This is a genomic window from Janthinobacterium sp. DSP2-3-3, from assembly GCF_049897325.1.
In the GTDB taxonomy this organism is placed as follows: Bacteria; Pseudomonadota; Gammaproteobacteria; order Burkholderiales; family Burkholderiaceae_D; genus Janthinobacterium.
The window spans coordinates 61,089-82,625 of record NZ_JAFCWA010000017.1 but is presented as its reverse complement, the minus strand read 5'-3'; the positions used below and the strand labels follow the sequence as shown (position 1 = coordinate 82,625).

Annotated in this window: 18 protein-coding genes; 12 read left to right on the top strand and 6 right to left on the bottom strand. The window is 62.5% G+C overall.

Going from position 1 to position 21,537, the window contains the following annotated elements; genetic code table 11:
• Nucleotides 1-8: 8 nt before the first annotated feature.
• Nucleotides 9-1,109: an efflux RND transporter periplasmic adaptor subunit gene (locus ACP7DE_RS25665; protein ID WP_426074743.1), complete on the bottom strand. Its 1,101-nt coding sequence runs from the start codon at nt 1,107-1,109 to the stop codon at nt 9-11.
• 46 nt (nt 1,110-1,155) lie between these two features.
• On the bottom strand, nt 1,156-1,638 hold the full coding sequence (locus ACP7DE_RS25660; RefSeq protein WP_426074742.1) for a DUF2165 family protein: 483 nt from the start codon (nt 1,636-1,638) through the stop codon (nt 1,156-1,158).
• 123 nt (nt 1,639-1,761) lie between these two features.
• On the opposite strand from ACP7DE_RS25660, the gene ACP7DE_RS25655 reads away from it, so the two are divergent.
• A complete protein-coding gene (locus tag ACP7DE_RS25655; protein ID WP_426074741.1) occupies nt 1,762-2,421 on the top strand; it encodes a helix-turn-helix transcriptional regulator in 660 nt (219 codons plus the stop codon).
• Here ACP7DE_RS25655 and ACP7DE_RS25650 read toward each other — a convergent pair.
• Nucleotides 2,418-3,689, bottom strand: coding sequence for an MFS transporter (locus ACP7DE_RS25650; protein WP_426074740.1), 1,272 nt, complete (start codon nt 3,687-3,689; stop codon nt 2,418-2,420). The two genes, ACP7DE_RS25655 and ACP7DE_RS25650, sit on opposite strands and share 4 nt — an antisense overlap.
• A 112-nt stretch (nt 3,690-3,801) precedes the next feature.
• Here ACP7DE_RS25650 and ACP7DE_RS25645 point away from each other — a divergent pair, with 112 nt between their 5' ends.
• The 4 genes from ACP7DE_RS25645 (at nt 3,802) to ACP7DE_RS25630 (ending at nt 6,671) form a co-directional block, all read left to right on the top strand.
• Nucleotides 3,802-4,701 (top strand): LysR substrate-binding domain-containing protein, encoded by a 900-nt coding sequence (locus ACP7DE_RS25645; RefSeq protein WP_426074739.1) that lies wholly within the window; start codon nt 3,802-3,804, stop codon nt 4,699-4,701.
• Nucleotides 4,702-4,825: 124 nt separating this feature from the next.
• Nucleotides 4,826-5,719, top strand: a complete 894-nt coding sequence (locus tag ACP7DE_RS25640; RefSeq protein ID WP_426074738.1) for a LysR family transcriptional regulator — start codon at nt 4,826-4,828, stop codon at nt 5,717-5,719.
• Between the two features lie 26 nt (nt 5,720-5,745).
• On the top strand, nt 5,746-6,081 hold the full coding sequence (locus ACP7DE_RS25635) for a hypothetical protein (protein WP_426074737.1): 336 nt from the start codon (nt 5,746-5,748) through the stop codon (nt 6,079-6,081).
• Nucleotides 6,082-6,266: 185 nt separating this feature from the next.
• Nucleotides 6,267-6,671 carry a VOC family protein gene (locus ACP7DE_RS25630; RefSeq protein WP_426074771.1) on the top strand — a complete coding sequence of 135 codons (405 nt, stop codon included), beginning with the start codon at nt 6,267-6,269 and terminating at the stop codon, nt 6,669-6,671.
• 28 nt (nt 6,672-6,699) lie between these two features.
• Here ACP7DE_RS25630 and ACP7DE_RS25625 read toward each other — a convergent pair whose 3' ends face one another.
• Nucleotides 6,700-9,570: an insulinase family protein gene (locus ACP7DE_RS25625; RefSeq protein ID WP_426074736.1), complete on the bottom strand. Its 2,871-nt coding sequence runs from the start codon at nt 9,568-9,570 to the stop codon at nt 6,700-6,702.
• A 297-nt stretch (nt 9,571-9,867) separates the two neighbouring features.
• On the opposite strand from ACP7DE_RS25625, the gene ACP7DE_RS25620 reads away from it, so the two are divergent.
• The 5 genes from ACP7DE_RS25620 to ACP7DE_RS25600 all read left to right on the top strand — a co-directional run bounded on the left by ACP7DE_RS25620 (nt 9,868) and on the right by ACP7DE_RS25600 (nt 15,044).
• A complete protein-coding gene (locus tag ACP7DE_RS25620; protein ID WP_426074735.1) occupies nt 9,868-11,280 on the top strand; it encodes a HAMP domain-containing sensor histidine kinase in 1,413 nt (470 codons plus the stop codon).
• A complete protein-coding gene (locus ACP7DE_RS25615; RefSeq protein WP_426074734.1) occupies nt 11,277-11,819 on the top strand; it encodes a hypothetical protein in 543 nt (180 codons plus the stop codon). The genes ACP7DE_RS25620 and ACP7DE_RS25615 overlap by 4 nt, the downstream gene beginning before the upstream one ends.
• Nucleotides 11,816-13,183 carry a sigma 54-interacting transcriptional regulator gene (locus tag ACP7DE_RS25610; protein WP_426074733.1) on the top strand — a complete coding sequence of 456 codons (1,368 nt, stop codon included), beginning with the start codon at nt 11,816-11,818 and terminating at the stop codon, nt 13,181-13,183. Before ACP7DE_RS25615 ends, ACP7DE_RS25610 begins: the two co-directional genes overlap by 4 nt.
• Nucleotides 13,184-13,460: 277 nt before the next feature.
• Nucleotides 13,461-13,823, top strand: a complete 363-nt coding sequence (locus ACP7DE_RS25605) for a BON domain-containing protein (protein ID WP_426074732.1) — start codon at nt 13,461-13,463, stop codon at nt 13,821-13,823.
• A gap of 207 nt (nt 13,824-14,030) precedes the next feature.
• On the top strand, nt 14,031-15,044 hold the full coding sequence (locus ACP7DE_RS25600) for a bile acid:sodium symporter family protein (protein ID WP_426074731.1): 1,014 nt from the start codon (nt 14,031-14,033) through the stop codon (nt 15,042-15,044).
• Here the strand turns inward: ACP7DE_RS25600 and ACP7DE_RS25595 are convergent.
• Nucleotides 14,996-16,459 (bottom strand): UdgX family uracil-DNA binding protein, encoded by a 1,464-nt coding sequence (locus ACP7DE_RS25595; protein WP_426074730.1) that lies wholly within the window; start codon nt 16,457-16,459, stop codon nt 14,996-14,998. The genes ACP7DE_RS25600 and ACP7DE_RS25595 overlap by 49 nt on opposite strands.
• Nucleotides 16,456-17,688, bottom strand: a complete 1,233-nt coding sequence (locus tag ACP7DE_RS25590) for a putative DNA modification/repair radical SAM protein (RefSeq protein ID WP_426074729.1) — start codon at nt 17,686-17,688, stop codon at nt 16,456-16,458. The genes ACP7DE_RS25595 and ACP7DE_RS25590 overlap by 4 nt, the downstream gene beginning before the upstream one ends.
• Before the next feature lie 212 nt (nt 17,689-17,900).
• Here ACP7DE_RS25590 and ACP7DE_RS25585 point away from each other — a divergent pair, with 212 nt between their 5' ends.
• Entirely contained in the window at nt 17,901-18,680 is a 780-nt protein-coding gene (locus ACP7DE_RS25585; protein WP_426074728.1) for a DUF6531 domain-containing protein, read from the top strand.
• Entirely contained in the window at nt 18,677-21,493 is a 2,817-nt protein-coding gene (locus ACP7DE_RS25580) for an RHS repeat-associated core domain-containing protein (RefSeq protein WP_426074727.1), read from the top strand. The genes ACP7DE_RS25585 and ACP7DE_RS25580 overlap by 4 nt, the downstream gene beginning before the upstream one ends.
• Nucleotides 21,494-21,537 lie beyond the last annotated feature (44 nt).

Below are 21,537 nucleotides of genomic sequence, written 5' to 3'. Positions count from 1 at the left end.
CGTGCTCCTTACGAACCGGCCTTGGGCGCGGCGCGCTTGGCCTCGTCCAGGGTGTTGGCCACCGCCTGCACGGCCATGCCGTCGGCCAGTTTCAGCTGGCCCGAGGCGACCACGCGCTGGCCTTCACGCAAGCCGTCAAGAATGGCCACGCGACCCCCGGCCCGCTCGCCCAGCTTGACACTCACGCGCTTGACGGTGAGCGGCTGCTTGCCCTCCTGCTGCGCGACAAACACCGTGTCGCCATACGCGCTGTAGGTCACGGCCGTTTCCGGCACCGTCAGCTGCTGGCCCGCTTCGCGCGCCACGCGCACATTCGCGTACATGCCCGCCTTGAGCGCTCCCCGCGGATTTGTCAGCGCTGCCTGCACTTGCACCATGCGTGAGCGGGCGATCAGCGGATCGATGGCGTTGATCCTGGCTGTAAAAACCTCGCCGGGATAGGCGTCCACCAGCACTTGCACGGCCTGGCCCGGCGCCAGCTTCGCACTGCTCTGTTCATCGAGGGCGAAGTTCACCAGCAGCGACTGCGTATCGATCAAACTGGCCACCGTGTCGGCCGCGTTCAGGTACTGGCCCGCGTGCACCTTGCGAATGCCCAGCTGCCCGGCGAACGGTGCGCGGATGGTCTTTTGCGCGATCAGCGCCTCCGTCTGGCGCACGTCGCCCTGGGCCGCGTCGCGCGCGGCCAATGCGCTATCCAATTGCTCCTGCGTGGCGGCCTTTTCCTTGACCATCTGCGCCGTGCGGGCATGGCTGCTTTCCGCGTTTTTCAGCTGCGCGCGCTGGCGCAGCAGGGCCGCCTGCTCCGGCGCGTCATTGAGCTGCACCAGTATGGCGCCGGCTGCCACGGTCTGTCCCGATGCGAAGCGGATCTGCGTGATGCGCCCGCCCGTTTCGGCCGCTACCTGCACCTGGCGCGCCGCTTCCAGTTCACCCACGCCCGCAAAAAAACGCTGCTGCGTGCCCAGCACGACGGGCACGAGGGCCACCTTGGTGGCGGGGTAGGCGGCGGCATCGGCCGCATGTGAGTCGGCACGCGGATAGAGCGCGGCACCGGCGACGGCCAGGGTGATGGCCAGCGCGGAAGCGCCGACGAGTTTCGTATTCATGATGAAGTCCTTTACAACAGGAAAGAAGAGGCGCAGCGGAGGCTGATCAGGTCCACTGCGCGTTGAAAAGAAAGAACAAACCCAAGGTCCACAGCAGCAGCACCAAATGCGTCGTCTGCAAGCCTTCCTGGGCGATCCAGTAGCCGAACCACAGGCCGCCCAGGTGCATCAGCAGCAAAAAGGCGGCCATGGCGCACAAGGCCAGGTTCAGCCAAGGCAGCGCCGCCGTCAGGGAGGCGCCAAAGAACAGCACCACGCCCGTCCAGGCGGCGATGGCGGCCAGCAGTTGCAGCGCCAGCACCACGCCCAGCGATAGCCGGTGCAAGGTCAATGAGGTGAGGGCGCGACGCAGCAGCGGCGTCTGGATGGTGGGGTCCTGGCGCAGCGGGTCCATGCGCATGGTGTTGCCGATGGCCCAGACGGCGCCGTGGAAGGCGTGCAGGTTGTTGATGGCGGCCAGACTGAGCCAGGTGGCCAGGCCGGTAGCGAGGATGGCGTGAAACAGCCAGATGGAGTGCGGAAGTTGCATGGGATTCCAGTCCAAAAAGTGTCTTGCCTGCATGCGGACGTGGAAACTCCTCGACAGCGGGGAGCTACCGGCCTATTATGCAAGCAATTAGTTGGTTAACTGGCCCCATGATAGTTGAGTGAAATGAATTACACAAGTAAACGTTTGGATAATAGCGAGGCGCCGCAAACGACGGAGCGCATCCTGTATTTCATCAAGACCAAGGGACCCGTCTCCACGGCCACCCTGGCCAAGACCCTGGACATGACGGGCGAGGCGGCGCGTCAGCAAGTGCAAAAGCTGGTGGCGGCGGGCTTGATCGAGGGGCGCCAGGAAGCGCAGGCAGGTGCTGGCCGGCCGCGCCAGAACTGGGTCTTGACGGAAGCGGGCAATGCGCGCTTTCCCGACACGCATGCGCAGCTGACGATCAAGCTGATCGGCTCGGTGCGCCAGCTGTTCGGCGAAGCGGGGCTGGATAAACTCATTACCCAGCGCGAAGAGGAAAGCCGCAGCGCGTACGCCTTGGCATGCTCGGCGCCGGACTTGCCTACGCGTTTGCAGCAACTGGCGGCCGTGCGCGATGAAGAGGGCTATATGGCGCGCGTGGAAGCCGATGGCAAGGACTGGCTGCTGATCGAAGACCACTGCCCCATCTGCGCCGCCGCACGCACTTGCCAGGGTTTTTGCCGCTCCGAATTGCAGCTGTTCCAGGAAGTGGTGGGGCCGGGCGCGACCATCGTGCGCGAACAGCATTTGCTGACGAACGCGATGCGGTGTATCTATCGCATTTCGCCGTTGCTTTAAGTCTTGGGAAACAGCGGCCACGTGCATAGCGCCACCAGCCCCGCCAGCCACCACACGACGGGCCAACTGCTGGCCGCCAGCAGGTGCGGGATGGCCATCGGCGTGAGGAACAGCCCCACGTAGACGGCCGTATTTGCCATGCCCAGGGCCGTGCCCGCGTTGGTGCCGCCCGCTTCCGTGGCCAGCTCCGTGTAGGCCACGCCATGCCAGGCGGACACGGCGATGCCGGCAGCCACCACGGCGGCCATCAGCAGCCAGCCGGGCGCGTCCAGTCCGGCGATGCATCCCAACAAGACGAATGAGGCCAGCGCTACCAGGGCCGAGCCGCGCAGGTAGGCGGGCCGGTTCGCGTGGCGGTCCGTGTGGCGTCCGCTCCAGATGCGCATCACCATGGCGCCCGCCTGCAGGGCTACCATCACCGCCGTGATGGCGGCCAGGCCCAGGTGGCCATGGTCGTGCAGGAAGACGGTGGCATAGCTGAGCACGGCAAACTGGGGCACGCACAGCAGGCCGATGGCGGCCACCATGCGCCAGACTTTGCGGTTCTTGAGGGGACCTTGCAGCGGTGGCGGCGGCTTGGCCCCGGACAGGCCCATGGACGCGTTTTGTGGGTCCGTGGCGGCCTCGGCAGAGAAATCGGGCTCATGCATCCAGCGCCATGTAAAAAACGCCGACAGGCCGCATACGAGGGCCAGGGCGCCAAACACGGGCATGAAGCCAAAGCGCGATGCCAGGCTGGGCAAGATGAGGGCACCCAAGCCGCCACCGAGCGGCACGGCCGTCTGGCGGATGCTCATGGCGAAACCCCGTTCGCCCGTGCCGAACCAGCGCATCACGGCGCGACCGCTGGCGCCATTCACGCTACCGCCCAGCACGCCCACCAGCGCCAGCCCGGCCGCCAGCGCCCACAAGGGCGGCACGTTACCATCCTGCGGCGTGATCCACAGCAGCAGGGACAGCAAGGCCAGCATGGTGCCTAGCAAGCCTGTCAGCAGCACGGGACGGTCGCCCCAGCGGTCGGTGGCCATGCCCCACGGCAATTCGGTCAGGGCCACGCCCAGGCCCATGGCGCCCAGCGCCACGCCCAGTTGCGTATTGCTCAGGTGATAGCCGCTGCGCAGCCAGATGGCTGTGGTGGGCATGCCGTTGGCGGCGGCAGAAAAGCTGGCATTGGCCGCCACGCCCACGGCCAGCACTTTCCAGCGGTGGGCATCGCCGAGCGCGGGCGTGGAGACGGGAACAGGAACAGCTGGGCAACTGGTGGTCATGGTATGGAGAGGAAAGTGGTTGACCCTGACAGTGTTGCGCGCTACGATCATTCTGAATATCAGATAATTTTCGCTGCACCATCCCATAAAATAGGACGATTGAATCTGCGCCATGAGCCTGCTTAATTTTGACATTGCCTTCTTGCGCAGCTATGTAGCTGGCATCGAGTTGGGCAGCTTTGCCCGCGCGGCCGACAAGGTGGGCCGTTCCACCTCGGCCGTCAGCGCGCAGCTGAAAAAACTCGAGGAGCAAGCGGGCATGCCCCTGTTCCGCAAGGATGGCCGGGGACTGGCGCTAACGCCGGCCGGCGAAGTTCTGCTCGGTTATGCGCGCCGCTTGCTGGAACTCAACGACGAGGCGGCCGTCGCCTTGCGCGGCGCGGAACTGGAAGGCTGGATCAGGCTGGGCTTGCAGGAGGATTTTGGCGAAGCCTTGCTGCCCGACGTGCTGGGGCGCTTTGCGCGCGCGCATCCGAAAGTGCGCATCGAGGCGCACGTGGCGCGTAACACGGCCCTGATGGAAGGCTTGGCCATGGGCCAGCTGGACCTGGCCCTGCTGTGGGGTGGCGCCTGCATCGCCGACGTGGCGCAGTATCCGCCGCAGCAGCGCCAGCATATTGCCGAGCCGGCCATGCGCTGGATCGCTTCGTCCAGCCTGGACTGGCGGCCCGGGTCGGGCGAACCGTTACCCTTGATTACGTTTGACCGCGATTGCCTGTTCCAGCGCTGCGCCACGCAGGCGCTGGACCGGGCTGGCATCGCCTGGCGCACGGCGTTCACCAGTCCCAGCCTGGCCGGCCTGTGGGCCGCCGCGGCCGCCGGGCTGGGCGTGACGGTGCGCACCAGCCTGGGCTTGCCCTCTTCCGTGCGCGCGCTCGATCACGTGGCGGAGGGCTTGCCCGCCCTGCCCCCGCTGTCGCTGGAACTGCTGCGCGCCTCCAGCGTGTCCAGGCCGCCCGTCGAGCGGCTCGCCGGCCTGATCATCGAGTCGCTGCAGCAAGGTGCGGATTGACACGCCTGCACCGTGAGGCAGCCGCTGCTGCGGATGACATCAGTCGCTGGCCCATCATGCTTGCAAACAATGGAATGCTAAGCTTAAAAAATTTCAAAATTGGGAAGCATCGTGAGGCCGCCTTATGTCGAATCGACTGGAAATGTTGCGTATTTTTTGCTGTGCTGCCGAACTGGGCAGTTTTAGGGAAGCGGCCATCCGCCTGGCCATTTCACCGCAGGCCGTCACGCGCGCGGTACAGGAACTGGAACGCTTGCAGGGTGAATTACTGTTTCACCGCAATACGCGGCAGGTGCAGCTCAGCGCATTTGGCGCGAAATTGGCCATTCTTGCGCAGCAAGCCGTGCAGCAAGTGGACCAGTTGTTCGAACACGACGATATCGACAATGGCGATGAACCGGCCGGGCTGGTGCGCCTGACGGCGCCCGCTTCGCTGGCGCGCGCCGTGATTCTGCCGACCCTGACGGACCTGGCCCTGCGCCATCCGAAGATCAATTTCGACTTGCGCCTCAGCGATGAACTGGTCGACGTGGTCAATGAAAAGATCGATATCGGCGTGCGCATCGGCGTGCTGCGCGACAACCGTTTCGTGGCGCGCAAAGTGGCCAAGACGCAGCTGTACGTGGTGGGCACGCCCGAGTGCATCGCGCGCCACGGCAGCCCGGACGTCTTCGACGACTTGAACCGCTTGCCGACCACCGCCATGCATGACCGCAACACGGGCCGCGCCTGGCCATGGCTGTTTGCCGATGGCCAGCACATCTATCCGGCGGGCGCGCGTTTCATGTGCGATGACGCGGAAGCGGAATTGTCTGCCGTGCTGGCAGGACTGGCGTTTGGCCAGCTGCCCAGCTTTCTCGTCGACAGCCACCTGGCCGCCGGTCGCCTGGTGGCCGTCATGCGCGCCGCAGAACCTGTGCCATGGGACATCTATATTTATCGCCCGCAGCGGGGGCCGCTGGCGCAGCGGCTGCGCCTCGTCTTCGATGAGTTGGGCGACGCGCTGTCGAAGCTTTAACTGGCCGCCTGGCGGGCGATCAGCACTTGCACGGGCGCCATGGGGAAGTCGCTGGCCTGGTATCGCTCGATGCGGGCAAAGCCGGCGCTGCGCAAGTGCTGTGCCAGTTCCCCTTGCCGCGCTGGTCCAAGGCTGACATTGCCAAACTGGAACGCGCCTACGCGCTGATGCAGGAGCCGATGGCGCAAGACCTCACGCTCGACTACCTGTGCGCGCAAGTGGGGCTGAGTTTGTTCAAGTTCAAGCAGGGTTGGCACTACCGCCACAACGACAGCCCGCAAGGCACTCTGCTGGCGCTGCGCATGCAGCTGGCAAAGTTGCTGCTGGAAAATGCTTGCCAGGTGGCGCAAGCGGGCTGGTAAGCGAGCTGATAAACGGGCTGATAAACCGGGCTGATAAACCGGGCTACCGCCACCCGGCCAATTTCAGTGCCGCATTTAGCCGCCATTTCGACTACGCGCGCAAGACCGTGGCGCGCGCGAAGCGCTGAAAAGCCGGTGTAGAATCGGCGGGCAAGATGTACTCATTCGACTTACAAGGAGACATGATGGCCCGCAAAATCTTTGTCAATCTGCCCGTGCAGTCGCTCGAGCGTTCCGTGGCCTTTTTCACGGCCCTGGGCTTCAGTTTCAATGCCTATTTCACGGATGAAACGGCGACTTGCATGATCGTCGCCGACGATATCTTCGTGATGCTATTGACGCACGAAAAATTCAAGCAATTCACGCCCAAGCAGCTGTGCGATACCAAGGTGGCGACGGAAGTGCTGGTGTGTTTGTCGGCCGAGAGCCGGGGCGAAGTCGATGACCTGGTGGCAAAGGCCGTCCAGGCGGGCGGCAGCATTTACAAGGAGCCGATCGATTTCGGCTTCATGTATGGCCACAGTTTCCAGGATCCCGATGGGCATCAATGGGAGTTGATGTACATGGAAGCGAATTCAATACCGCAATAGTTGCGGTATTGAATCCGGCACGGCGCTCTTAGCTGGCCAGCGCCAGCAGGTCGACCACTTCCAGGCCTGCCAGGTCTTGCGTCGTGTTGCCCGCAAACGCGGCGCGGCTTTGCTGGCCGTTTTTCAGCCAGGTGCGCGTGACTTCCTTGATCTGGCTCAAGGTGCAGGTCAATACGCCGGTGCGGAACTGCTGGCGCACGGCTTCCGTCGTGCCCCGCTGCTGCATGTTCCACGCCGTCAGGGCTTCCGCGTACGGCGAGTGCGGCTTGTCGAGGCCCTTGATGACGCAGATGATGGCTTCTTCCACTTGCTCCTGCGAGAAATCGCCATCGAGGATTTGATCCAGAGTCGTGCCGAAGTCGGCAAATGTGCCGGCCAGGCGCGGATCGCGGTAGGAGCTCAGGGTGAACGTGCCGGCGCCGGCCGCGTAGCTGGCGCTGCCGCCATACGCGCCGCCTTTTTCGCGCAGGGCCGTATGCAGCACCTGGTTGGTCATCAGTTCGGCGGCGACGGCCAGGGCGGAAGCGTCCGGATTGTGCACGCCAGGCACGGCCCAGGAAACGAAGCAATGGTTGATCTGGCTCGTCGCATGCAGGGCCGTGTTGGCCAGCGGTAAGGCGGCAGGTGCGACGGCAACGGCTGGCGCGGCCGTGTCGGTGCTGGTTGCAGGCAATTCCAGCAAACGGGCCAGGGTGATGCCATCTTGCTCCAGGCCGGCGCACAGCACGGTCGGCTGCTGGGCGATGATGTGCGCGTGCAGGGCGTCGAGCTCGCGCGCGATTTCCTGCAAGCCTGCGGACGTCTTGCTCAGTTGCTGCAAACGGCGGTAGAACGGCAGCGCAGCCGGGCCGCCGACAATGTCGTCGAAGCGGCGCGTGGGCGACAGGGGCGCTGCCGAGGCCAGCATGGCGTAGCGGTTGCCCGATTCGGCCAGGCTGCTCAATTTGTCCTGCACCAGGCTTTCGATCAGGAAGGCCAGGCGCTCTTCTTCATCGAAGCGGGGCTTGGCGATCCAGGCCGACAGCACGGCGGCAATCGCCGCGTGTTCTTCGCGCAAGCCGCTGGCCGAGAACGAGAGTTCCACGCGCATCGCTTGCTGCGGACGGGGAATGGCTTCCAGGCCGATGTGGAACGAGGGCACCATGCTCTGGCGCCAGGCGCTGGCGTCGTCGAACGACATGTCGCCCACGCCCAGTTCCGGCGCCAGGTCCGTGTACAGGCGCAGCCATGGCCACGACGCTTCCGGCAGGCTCGACACGTCGTACAGCACGTTGGCATAGCTGATGCCGTTCGATGCGATGGAAAACGCCACGGCGCCGTCGATCGCCGGGGGGATCGGCAAGGCCGGACGCGGCGCGGCGCTGACGTCGCCAGGGCGGATGCGTGGCAAGACTTCCGAATTCGATGGCAGTTGCTGATGCGCTTCCAGCGCGGCCGATTCGGCCACGATGTGTTCGCGCTCGGCATCCGTCAGCTGCGCTTGCAGGGCCGCCAGCTTGGCGTCTTCCTGGGCCGCGCGGTCCGTGAAGTAGGCGCTGTCGGGCACCACGTGCGTGGTCAAGCGGGTCGGATTGGCGATCAGTTCGCGCACCAATTGCTTGAAGAATTCCGGGTCTTCGATCTGCTGTTCCAAGGTTTCCAGGATGGCCGCATTGTCGAAGGCATCCATCACATCGCCGCCATACATGGCCAGCGGCAAGGCGTGCAGCAAGCGTCCCAGGCCGTAAGGCATGCGGCCGCTGCTGATCTCGCGCTGGCTGTACTTGATGTCGCGCAAGGCAGCGTGCAGCACGGCGGCCGGAATGCCCTCTTCCGCCGTTTCTTCCAGGGCCGTCCAGATGCGCTGGTGCGCATCGGTGATCTGTTCCTGCGTCAAACCTTCCATGCCGATGTGGAACACCATCTGGCGGATGCCCGCGTCGCGGCCATTCATGTCCGATGGGCGGCCATAGCCGGCCGATTCCATGGCACGCATGACGGGCGCCGAGGATTCACCGAGCAAGCCGTGCGACAGCAAATGCGCGTGGTAGTAGGCGATGGGGTCGCTCGACTCGCCCATCAGCCAGGCGAATTGCAGGCCGAACTCATCGTCGCGCGCTTCCTGCGAAGGAATTTTCACCACGTTTTCCTGCGGCGTGGTCCATGCGGGAGCCAGTTGCGGCAAGCGGCGCTCGGAAAAACCGCTGAGCTTGGACAGCACGCGTTCGGCAACCTGCTCTTGCACGGCCGACGCTTCGATATTGCCGGCAGTCATGATCACGGCTTGCGAAGGATGGTAATGGCTGGCGTGGAATTCTTTCAGCATGGCATGCGTGAGTTCCGGGATCACCAGCGGATCGCCGCCCGATTCCACTTCATACGTCGTGCCCTTGAGCAAGGCGCTGGCGATGCCGCTGTCGAGCGCGCGCATGGGGCTGTTGAAGGCGCCCTTCATTTCATTGAAGACGATGCCTTGGTACACCAGCTTATCGCCTTCGAACGCATGGCGCCAGCCTTCCTGGCGGAAGTTCAGGTAATCGAGGTTCGGGAAGAAGGCGGCATCGAGGTAGACGTCGAGCAAGTTGAAGAAATCCTTGCGGTCGGTGCTGGCGAACGGGTACACGGTGCGGTCCGGATAGGTCATCGCATTCATGAAGGTGGCCGTCGAGCGGCGCAGCATCGAGAAGAAGGGGTCGCGCACCGGGTAGCGCGACGAGCCGCACAGGGCCAGATGCTCGAGGATGTGGGCACGCCCGTCGCTCACTTCCGGCACAGTGGGAAAGGCCACCAGGAACACCATCTCAGCCTGCTCGGTATGCATGTGGATATGGCGCATGCCCGTTGCTGGCTCGACATATTGCTCGATGGTTGCCTGCAAGACTGGAATGAAGTTGCTGCTGACTTTTTCAAATGTGCTCATGCGGTATGGGATCTCTTTGGTAGGTGATACGGATAGTCGGTTGGGCTGCATGACATGTGGGGGCAAAGTGGCGTAATGCCAGGGCTGGCCGCCAGGGCGGGGTGCCACTTTGATGCCTGTATGAAGTTTTCCCTATTGTACTAGGAGTATCTGCGCGCCGCCGCCGAGGCTTGCTTGTCGGACGCAAAAGCAACAATATTGCTAAATAAACTATTTGTGGACAGGTGGCGCCCTGGGATGGAGGCTTAGCGTACCATGCGCCTTTTCCCCTTGCTGACTGATCCGAAGGCGCTTACCTTGTCCAGACTGTCCTTTCGCCAACTGTTATTTGCCGCTTTCATTTTGACGACGGGCATTTTGACAGCCACCTCCGTGCAAGCCCTGCTGACCCTGGAGTACCTGGCGCGCCTGGGGCGCGAGACGGCGGCGCAGGCGATTGCCCTGACGGAGCAGTCGCAGCGTTTGTCCGAGCGCACCCTGGCCATGGAGCGTAGCGCACGCCAGTTCCTCGTGCTCGATGATCCCGTGTTCCGCGAGCGCTACGCGGCGGCCCGCGACGAAGCGACGGCGGCGCTGCAGTTGCTGAACCGCGCCACGCCCGAGTTCGCGCCCCAACTGGCCGACGAGTGGATGGTGCAAGCGCAAGCGGCCTGGGAAGTGTTGCAAGCGGGAAAACGTCGCAAGCGCGATGGCCACGCCGTCGTCTACCGCGCGTTTGCCCGCATGACGCAGATCAATGACCGCCTGGCGCGCGAAAGCAAGACGGAAATCGGCAGCCGCAACGATGCCTTGCTGGCCGAGCTGGAACGCCAGCGCCGCGTGCTGAGCGTGCTGGTGGGCGGCGCCGTGTTGCTGGCGGCCGTGCTGGCCACCTGCTTCGGCTTCTTGCTGTCGCGTCCGCTGCGCCGCATCGAGACGGCCATCGGGCGCCTGGGCGACAAGCGCTATGACCAGCCCATCGTCGTCGGTGGCCCGGCTGACACGCGCCGCCTGGGCCAGCAGCTCGATTGGCTGCGCCAGCGCCTTGCAGACCTCGACGCGGACAAGGAACGCTTTCTGCGCCACATCTCGCACGAACTGAAGACGCCGCTGGCGGCCCTGCGCGAAGGCGTGGCCTTGCTGGAGGACGAGGTGGCCGGCAAGCTCAGCGATGGCCAGCGCGAAATCGCCGGCATCCTGCAGCAAAACACGGCCTCCTTGCAAACCCAGATCGAAGACTTGCTGCGCTACAATACTGCCGCCTTTGACGCCCAGCATCTGGCACGCAGCAAGGTCGACTTGCTGGTCTTGCTGCAAGATGTGGTGGCCGGGCAGCGCTTGCAATGGCTGGCGCGCCGCCTGACCGTCGAGGTGCAGGGCGAATCCTTGAGCGTGCAGGCCGACCGCGACAAGCTGGCGACGGCCTTGGCGAACCTGCTGTCGAACGCCGTGCGCTTCAGCCCGGAAGGCGGCACCGTGCGCTTTACCTTGTCCAGCGAAGGCGGCCGTGTGCGCATCGACTGCATCGATGAAGGCACTGGCGTGGCGCCCGAGGATGCCGCGCGTATTTTTGAACCGTTTTACCAAGGAGTGCGCCAGGCGGCCGGCGCGCGCAACGGCAATGGCATTGGCCTGTCCATCGTGCGCGAATATGTCGCCGCCCACGATGGCAGCGTGACTCTTTTACCGCGCCCCGCTGGCGCGCATTTTCGGATAGAACTGCCCTTATGATGACGAGAATTTCCCTGGCTGGCATGGCGGTCTGCGCGCTGCTATTGGGCGCTTGCGCCGCCAAGCCCCCCACCCAGACGCCCGTGCTGGTGCAAACGCCGCCGCGCGTCGTGGTGGTGATGGACCCCCAGCTGGCCGAACTGCTGGCGTATCAAGGCGCCTTGCGCCTGATGACGCCGTCGGAACTGGTGAAAGCGCAGCTGGACCTGGCGAAGGCCGATCACGCGCCGCACAGCACCGTCCGCCGCGCCATGCTGCAAGCGGCCTTGCGTGGTGCCGGCGACCTTGCCCGCGCGCAAGCGCTGCTCGAACCATTGCTCACGGCCACGGGCAAGGATGCACAATTGCTGGCGCCGCTGGTGCAATTGCTCAGCAGCCAATATGCGGAACTGCGCCGCCAGGAAGACAGCGTCGATAAGCTCAACACCCAGTTGCGCGACGCCCAACGCCGTATCGATCAGCTCAATGAAAAACTGGAAGCGCTGAAAAACATCGAGCGCAGCCTGTCCGTGCGCCCAGCCGCAGGAGTGCCGAAATGAGCCAGCACGCCCACATTTTATTGGTCGACGACGACCCTGACCTGCTGCGCCTGCTGACCATCCGCTTGAAAGCGGGCAATTATCGGGTTACGGCCGTGGGCAGCGCGGAAGCGGCGCTGGCCCGCCTGGCCGTGGAATTGCCGGCCTTGGTCATTACTGACGTGCAATTGCCGGGCCGCGATGGCCTGGCCCTGTTCGATGAAATCCGCCGCCAGCATGCGGCCCTGCCCGTCATTTTGCTCACGGCGCATGGCACCATCCCCGACGCCGTCGAGGCGACGGCGCGCGGCGCGTTTGCCTACCTGACGAAGCCGTTCGATGGCAAGCTGCTCATGGAAAAGGTGGCGTATGCCATCAACCTGTCTACCGTCATGCCGGCACCAGCGTCCGGCGACGAGAGCTGGCGCGCCGAGCTGATCAGCCGCAGCGCGCAGATGGCCGAGCTGCTGGCCGAAGCCAAGCTGGTGGCCGGATCGGACGCCAGCATCCTGATCCGCGGCCCCAGCGGCACGGGCAAGGAGTTGCTGGCGCGCGCCCTGCACAACGCCAGCCGCCGCGCCAAGGCGCCGTTCATCGCCGTCAATTGCGGCGCCATCCCCGAGCAGTTGCTGGAATCGGAACTGTTCGGTCACGTGAAGGGCTCGTTTACGGGGGCCGTCGGCAACCGTGAAGGCCTGTTCCTGGCGGCCGATGGCGGCACCTTGTTTTTAGATGAGATCGGCGACATGCCGCTGCCGCTACAGGTGAAACTGCTGCGCGTGCTGCAGGAGCGGGCCGTGCGCCCCGTCGGTGCCGACCAGACGCGTCCCGTGGATGTGCGGCTCTTGTCCGCCACGCACCGCGACCTGGACGTGGCCATGGCGGAAGGGCAATTCCGCGAAGACTTGTATTACCGCCTGAACGTGGTGACCCTGACCCTGCCGTCGCTGGCCGAGCGCCGCGAAGACATCGCCCTGCTGGCGAATCATTTCCTGCAGAAACTGGCGGCCAAGTACCAGAAGCCCCTGAACGGCTTCGCGCCCGACGCCCTCACTGCCTTGGTCAGCGCGCCATGGCCCGGCAACGTGCGCCAGCTGGTCAATGTGGTCGAGCAAGTGTGCGCGCTGGCCACGGCGCCGCTGGTACCCCTGAGCCTGGTGCAACGGGCCTTGCGCGTGCCGTCGCTGGAAGCGCTCAGTTACAACGAAGCCAAGCAGCGCTTCGAGCGCGACTACCTGATTCAATTGCTGCGCCTGACGGACGGCAACGTGGCCGACGCGGCCCGCCTGGCCGACCGCAACCGCACGGAGTTCTACCGTTTACTACAGAAATACGAGCTGACGCCGGCCCTGTTTCGGCTTGACGGCGACCCTGTCGCTGAATAGCGACAAAAATAAAGCATGGATAATCAAAGACTTACCGAGAAATATTGATTGTCTTGCCACAAGCTGTCGCTGTCAGGCGACAAAAAGCCCCGTTTTTCGGGGCAGATCCGGCTGAAACGGGCTGGAAAAATCGGGCTTGCAAGTAAGTCGTTGATTTTGAAGGCAATTTAAAAGCTGGCACGGTGCTTGCTGTATGGGTAGATGTGACGCTTCAACGTGTTGCTGTTTATTGCTATAGCCAAGTAAGAAGCTTTTAACTTCATTGAGAGGAACTACCATGCAAACATCGAAACTGTTCAATACCCTGGTCGCCGCTATCGTACTGTCGGGCGCCTCGATCACCGCTTCGCATGCAGCTGACTCCGCCCCAAAAGCACAAGCTCCTGCTGACACCGTAGTGGCCGCCAACGCCGCCGCTGCCATCCCTGATGAAACCATCACTTCCTCGGCCAAGGCCGCCCTGAGCGCCGATGCGCAAGCCGCTGCCCTGCCAGTGAAGGTAGCAACCCAGCAAGGTGTCGTTGTGCTGTCGGGCGATGTGCCGAGCGCCGAAGCGGGTGACCGCGTCGTGCAGATCGTCGCTTCCGTGAGCGGCGTGAAAGAAATCAAGAACGAGCTGAAAGTCAAAGCCGCCGGTTAATCCCTCGCGCTGTACTTTACTCCGGGTTGCCCTGTCTGCGGACAGGGCATTTTTTTGTCCGCATGGTTTTTACGGGGCAGCGATGCCCATGCTGCCAGGCAAGGAGTTGGGCAATACGGGTAGAATAGCCGGCACTGGCGCCGCTCCCGGCGCTGTTTGTCATCCCCGGCACAGTGTTGCAAGACTGCGCCGCTACCAGGTTACCGCATGTCTTCTTTTTCTACCGCTGCCCTGTTGCGCAATCTGAAACCCGATAGTTTTACCGTTGCTCTGCTCGTCACCGTGGTGCTGGCCACGTTCCTGCCTTGCACGGGCACGACGGCGGTGGTCTTCGGCAATATCACCACCGTTGCCATCGGCGCCCTGTTTTTCCTGCACGGCGCCAAGCTGTCGCGCGAAGCCGTGGTGGCCGGCGCCATGCACTGGCGGCTGCACTTGCTGGTGCTGGCCAGCACCTTTGTCCTGTTTCCGCTGCTGGGTCTGGCCCTGCGTCCGCTGGCGCTGACGTTTCTGACGCCCGACCTGTACATGGGCATCTTGTTTCTGTGCGCTCTGCCATCCACCGTGCAATCGTCGATCGCCATGACGGCCATGGCGCGCGGCAACGTACCGGCTGCCATCTGCAGCGCCTCGGCCTCGAATTTCATCGGTATTTTCCTCGCCCCCATCCTGGTCGGCTTGCTGGTGGCCAAGGGCGCGGAAAGCAAGTCGTCGGTGGACGCGGTGCTCGCCATCGTCATGCAGTTGCTGCTGCCATTTTTGGCCGGCCAATTCCTGCGCCGCTGGATCGGCCGCTGGGTCGACCGTCACAAGGCCACCTTGAAGTACGTCGACCAGGGCTCGATTTTGCTGGTGGTCTACACGGCGTTCAGCGAAGCCGTCAGCGAAGGCCTGTGGCATACGATCTCGGTGGAAACCCTGGTCGCGCTGGGCCTGATCAGCCTGCTGCTGCTGGCGCTGGTGCTGGGCATCTCGACCTTTGTCAGCCGCCGCCTGGGTTTCAACAAGGAAGATGAAATCGCCATCGTCTTTTGCGCATCGAAGAAAAGTCTGGCCAGCGGCGTGCCTATGGCCAAGGTGCTGTTCTCCACGCGTTCGCTGGGCATGGTGATTTTGCCGCTGATGTTGTTCCACCAGATCCAGTTGATGATCTGCGCCGTGATTGCGCAGCGCTATGCGCGGCGTGATGCGGGGGAGGAAGTGCCTGCGTCGACGCTGTGATCCTGGTCTTGTAGTAGCCGCATCGCCTGCTGCAGCCCAGCAATAATCACCGCATACGCCTGCCGCCGGCTGGCCTCGTCCGGCGCGCGCAGCACATATGAGGGGTGATACACGGCAACCAGCCAGCGCCCGTCGTGCTGGATGGGCGTGCCGATCAGCGGCGTCATGGTGGCTGTGCCATCTTGCAGCACGGACTTTAACGCCGTGCTGCCCAGCGCCACGATCACCTGTGGTTTGACATGATCGATCTCTTCTTCCAGCCAGCCATGGCAGGCGAGGATTTCGCGCTGCGCGGGCGTCTTGTGCAGGCGGCGCTTGCCGCGCGGTTCCCACTTGAAATGCTTGACGGCGTTGGTCAGATAGATGCTGTCGCGCGCCATGCCCGCATCGTGCATCGCTTGGTCCAGCAGCGCGCCGGCCGGGCCCACAAACGGCAGTCCCGCCAGGTCTTCCTGGTCGCCCGGTTGCTCGCCGACGAGCATGATGCGCGCCTGTTGCGGGCCGCTGCCGGGCACGGCTTGCGTGGCGTGTTGCCACAGTTCGCAGCGGCGGCACTGGTCCAAAGTGGTGGCTGCCGCGCGCGCGGGCTGGGCGCGCTCGGCGGAAATCGGGATCATGGTGGCGCCACTGCGCTGGCCCACGCTAGCGGTCTGCCCCGTGCGCCGTTCGCCATTCGCGGCGCCGCTGAGCATGGCGGGCACGATGGCTCCTTCAGGCAAGTTCTTCCAGAAACGCGAGGGGATATGGCTGTGCAGCAAGTCCGCATTCACGCGCGCCGGGTTGAAGATGCTGCGGTAATACGTCAGCCACAGCGCTTCGCCCGCGTCATCGATGTCGGCTGCGCCGCGCAGCAATGCGGGGCCGGCGCGCAAGGTCGTGCCATCCCACAGCATGGTGGCCGTGGGCGTGGCGATCATCCAGCTGATGGTGCCCATGCGGCGCGCGAAATGGCGCGCCACTTGCGGCAGTACGTCGTGGGTCGGCTCGAACCAGGCGACAAAACGGGGGGCACCGTCACTTTCGGCCCGCTCGCGGAAGCGTACATACGCGTGCATGTCGTGCTCTTCGCGGTGTACGGCCTTGGCCATGGCGTGCAGGCGCGCGCCGTCCGTATCGGCAGGCGACATCACGTCGTGCTGGCCCAGTTGCCAGCGCCACAGCACCTGGTACAGGAAGGCCCAGCGGTCGGCGGCGCTGAAACAGGCGGCAGCCTCCAGCAGTTCCACCAAGGGACGGGGCAGGCGCAGCAGTGGCGCGCTGGTATCCGTTGCATCTGGCGTGGAGGAAAACAGGTCGCCATCACCGGGTTGCGACTGCCAGGCAACGTCGGCAGGTGGCACGCCGCGCGCGATCAGTTCGCGTGCGGCCGCGCGCCACTCGTCGAACGACTGCGCCAGCCGCACCATCGTACTCATGCGGCCTGCAGCTCCGGCCATAAATTCATCTGCCGCGGCACATCGGCCATAGTGCGGCGCAGCTGTTCCGAGGCGGTGGTGTCGCGCGCGGGAAAGTAATCAGCCGTAATGATGAACGGCGCAATCTTTTTCATGCTGCAGCGCAGGCGCGACAAATCGGCGTAGCGCACCTGCCGCAAACGGCGCAGGTCGACGATGCGCTGCGCATTGCGCAAGCCGATGCCGGGCACGCGCGCGATCATGTGCTGCGCCGCGCGGTTCAAGTCCAGCGGAAAATGTTCGCGGTGCGCCAGCGCCCAGGCCAACTTGGGATCGATGTCGAGCGCCAGGTTGCCGCCCGTACTCGGGAGCAATTCGCTGGCCTGAAAGCCATAGCTGCGCAGCAGGAAATCAGCTTGGTACAGCCGGTGTTCACGCAGCATGGGCGGCGGCGCCAGCGGCACGCTGTTCGGGCTGTCGGGGATCGGGCTAAAGGCCGAATAGTAAACGCGCTTGAGCTTGTAGCTGCCGTACAGGGTCTCGGCCGTGGAGAGAATTTGCTGGTCGTCGCTGGCGTCGGCGCCGACGATCATCTGTGTGCTCTGCCCTGCCGGCGCGAAACGCGGCGAGCGCGGTTCTTCCGCCTTTTCATCGAGCTTGCGGCGGATCGCCCCCATCGCCAGCTTGATCGTGTGCACGCTTTTTTCCGGCGCCAGCTTTTGCACGCTGTCTTGCGTCGGCAGTTCGATATTGACGCTGAGCCGGTCGGCATAGCGGCCCGCCTGCGCGATCAGGCCCGGATCGGCATCGGGGATGGTTTTCAGATGGATGTAGCCGCGGAATTGGTGCACCTCGCGCAACTCGCGCGCCACTTGTACCAGCTGCTCCATCGTGTAGTCGGCCGACTGGATGATGCCGGAACTGAGGAACAGGCCGTCGATGTAGTTGCGCAGGTAAAAGTCGGCGGTGAGTTTCACCACTTCGGCCACCGTAAACCGCGCGCGCGGTACGTTCGAGCTACGGCGGTTGACGCAGTACTGGCAATCGTACAGGCAGTAATTGGTCAGCAGCACTTTCAGCAGCGAGACGCAGCGCCCGTCCGGCGTGTAGCTGTGGCAAATGCCCATGCCGGAGGTGGCGCCAAAGCCGTCCTTGCCGATGGAATCGCGTTTGGGCGCCCCGCTGCTGGCGCAGGACGCGTCGTACTTGGCCGCATCGGCCAGGATTTCCAGCTTGTCCGTTAATTCCATGCTGCACCTCGATATACTGTGTTTATATACAGTATATCAGGAATGCCGCGCGATAGAGTGAGCGAAAAGCGGTGTTTTTGGGTGTCGAAGAAGGCCTTCACACAGTAAGGAAATTACATATAAGCAATGAAATATAGTGTTAGGATGTAAATGTTAGCTGGAGTTTCATATTCTTTGAGGCCCTTAGCCAAAAACACATCCGATTCACTCTCATGTTCAGCCTATTCCAGAAAAAACTCGTTTTCGTATTCCTCGTCCTTTTCTTCCAGAGTTCGTTCGCGCAAAGCTACACCATGCCGACGATCACTGTCACCGCCGAGCGGGAGCGGCAGGCTTATGAAGACTGCGTCGCCATAAGCGGCGTTTTTTGCCACTGGCCCGGCGACATGTTCGACATCTACAACCGCCCCTCGCGCGGTGGCGGCACGCCAGGTACCGCCAATACCGACGCCGCGCCATCGAATGCCAATACGAATATCGACCGCTGCGGCGCCATGACGGCGCACCCGGTCGTCATTGCCACCGGCGAGAAGATCAAGCCCGAGTTGGACTTCCAGTCGTTGGGCTTGTACGGTTTGGGGCTGAAGAGAACCTATCGCAGCAAGCACGCGGTGGGTACCTTGTTCGGTGCGCAGTGGCTGTCCAACGTGGATGTGCCCCGGCTGAAGGAGCCGAATTGCGGCAATACGGGAACGGGCCGATGCATACCCCGCTCCGTGACGGTCACCGATCCCACTGGCAGCACGACCCATTATCAATACGTCGGGGAGAACGAGTTTCCCTCCCCGCAGGATCCTCGCGCAACATCATATTTATATCTATCAGGAAAGTCCGTGCGCAGTGGCGAAATGGTTTATACCCCTGGCGCCGGCTGGACTTTGTGGGCCAATGGCAATACCTATACCTACAATAAAGTGGGTGCCATTGTCTCCATCTTGGAAGGTGCCGGCGCGCAACTTAATTTCGCTATGATGCGGGCGGCCGTCTGTTGAGCCAGACGACGGCGGCAGGAACGGGCGCGGCGCAGACGGTTGTGCATAGCTGGAATGGAAATGAGATTGCAAAAACCGAATATCGCAATGCGGGGAACGTGGCCTACTTGCGCGTCAGCTACACCTACTATCATGCGTGGGCCCCGTCGGGAAAGCTCGAGAGTGAAACGTGGGATGACCTGAAGACCGGCAAGCAAAAGAAATTCGTGCACACGTACACGTTTTATCCAAACAGCACCATGTCTAGCTGGACAGTATCGCGCAGCCTGCCCGGTGGCGCGGCAGTCACGCGTTATGACTACGACACGCGTGGCAACCTGACTGGCATGACGAATCCGCTGGGCCATCAGCAAGCGTGGTCAGGCTATGATGGCATGGGGCGTCCAGCTAGCCATGCCGACAGCAATGGCGTCGCCACTACATATGCTTACGATGGCATGGGCCGCCTGCTGGCGAGCACGCTCAATGGCAGCCAGACGACGCAACTTGCCTATCATGCGGGCGACCTGGTACGGTCCATCAGCTATCCGGACGGCAGCATGACGCAGTATCAATACACTGCGGGCGGCCGGGTCGAATATGTCGGTAATGCGCTGGGGGAATTTACGCATATTGCGGTCAATGTTCCTGACAACAGCCTGCGTGTGAGTTCCGCCCTGCATCATGCGGAGGTGAGTGCTGGCCTGCCAGTCCCCGTTGCTGCCGGTGAGTTGAGCGCCACGACGGCTATGGATTCCCTGGGGCGTCCATATAGTGAGCTTGGTAATAATAGTCAGCGTCTCGACAAACGATACGACCACAATGGCAATCTCGTGAGCGTTACCGATGCGGCAGGGCGCACGACGACCTCCGAATACGATGCCGCGAATCGTCTCGTCAAGAGCACCGCACCCGATGGCGGGGTGACTGTACTGGCCTACGATGCCGAAGGCATGCTGGCATCGGTGACCGATCCACGGCCACTGCAGACGCGCTATACCTATAACGGTTTTGGCCAAGTCATTAGCATCGCCAGTCTGGATACGGGGACCACCACATATGGCTATGACAGCGCGGGCCGGTTGGAAAGTGAAGCACGTTCTGATGGCAGAGTTACCCGCTACACTCTGGATAGCCTGGATCGTCAAATTTCACGCAGCAATAGCGGTGAAACCGAGAAATTTAGCTATGACGAGGGACGGTTTGGCAAGGGGCGCCTGACTGGTTTCACGGATCTGACGGGGTACACCAGCTATGCCTACAATGCATCTGGGCAGCTCACTGTCCAAGTCAATAATATCTACGGCAGCACCCATACCACTGTCTGGGACTATGATGCCACTGGCCGCCTTGAGGGCATCCATTATCCATCGGGCACGCGTACTTTTTATTCGTACGATGCATATGGCAGGGTAAGTGAACTCTTGACGAATGCGACTGGCGTATGGACGAAACTCGCAGATTCAGTGCTGTATCAGCCGGTCAGCGGCAAGCCCCATGCCTGGCGTTACGGGAATAATTTGCCGCGCAGAGTAACGTTGGATACGGATGGCCGAATTACGCACATTTCTGGCAGCGTGGAAAACGTCGAATATCGTCATAACAGTACGAATCAGATCATTGCCATGATCGATTCGGGCAATGAGCATATGACCCAGGGAATTGACTATGATGCCGCTGATCGCGTAGGACTGGTGACGCGCCGGATCGACTATCAGAGTTTCTCTTGGGACCAGGCTGGCAATCGTACAGGCCAGGCCAGGAAAGGCAGCAATTATAGTTTCGTGCTCGATAGCGGCAGCAACCGGCTCGCATCATGGAGCGGCAATGGTGAGTTTCGTAACTTCAGCTACAACCCCGTGGGCACGCTGGCCAGCGAATCGCGCCATGATGGCAGCCGTTCCTATACCTACGATGGATTCAACCGCATGCGTGGCGTGATCGTCAATGGCCGTTATGTCGGAGACTATCGCACCAATGCGCTGAACCAGCGTGTGCAAAAAGATGGAGCCGGTGGCATCACGCAAGCCATTTATGGTCCAGGCGGTGAACTGCTGGCAGAAGTGGGAGCGCAAACCAGTCATTATTTCTGGTTCAATGGCGAGCTGATTGGCATGGCGCGTGCCAACCAGATTTACTTTAGTCATAACGATCACCTGGGTCGCCCCGAAGCCATGAGCAATGCCAGTGGTGCCGTTGTATGGCGCGCCGCCAATGCCGCATTTGACCGCGCCGTCATCGTCGACACGATTGGCGGCTTGAATCTCGGCTTCCCGGGCCAGTACTACGATGCCGAATCGGGCCTGTGGTACAACTGGCACCGCTACTATGATGCATCGCTGGGAAGGTATTTGCAGAGCGATCCCATCGGGTTGACTGGGGGAATCAATACCTACGCATATGTGAGTGGCAATCCAGTTAGTCTCGTTGATCCTACGGGGCTAGAACCTCCGGCTGGAGCAGTTGCGTTCCGGGATTTCATGCGCAGCATTTGGCCCATGCCAGGTTTCACTAATCAGATTTCCGGTGCCACACGTGATTTCACGCGCAATTACAATGACATGCGAACTGCTAACACGATTGGCGCTGACAAGTACTTCCACTGCAAAGCCAACTGCGAAGCAACTCAGAGGGGATGGGTCGGTGAGAAGACAGCTTGCGTTATCTCGGACGTCCGCGAGGGGGGTGACCAATACGTGAAATTGGACCCGCCGAGTGCTTCGGCAGCCGATCAAGTTGCCAACATGGCAGGCCGCTCAGAGGCACGCTCAGGAGGGACGTGTGAGGCCGTGTGCAGCACGTTCCGCCCTAACGGTTTGTCTAATTCTTATTGAGGAAATGATGAAACGACCGTTTCTTATAGGTGTTCTCTTGCTTC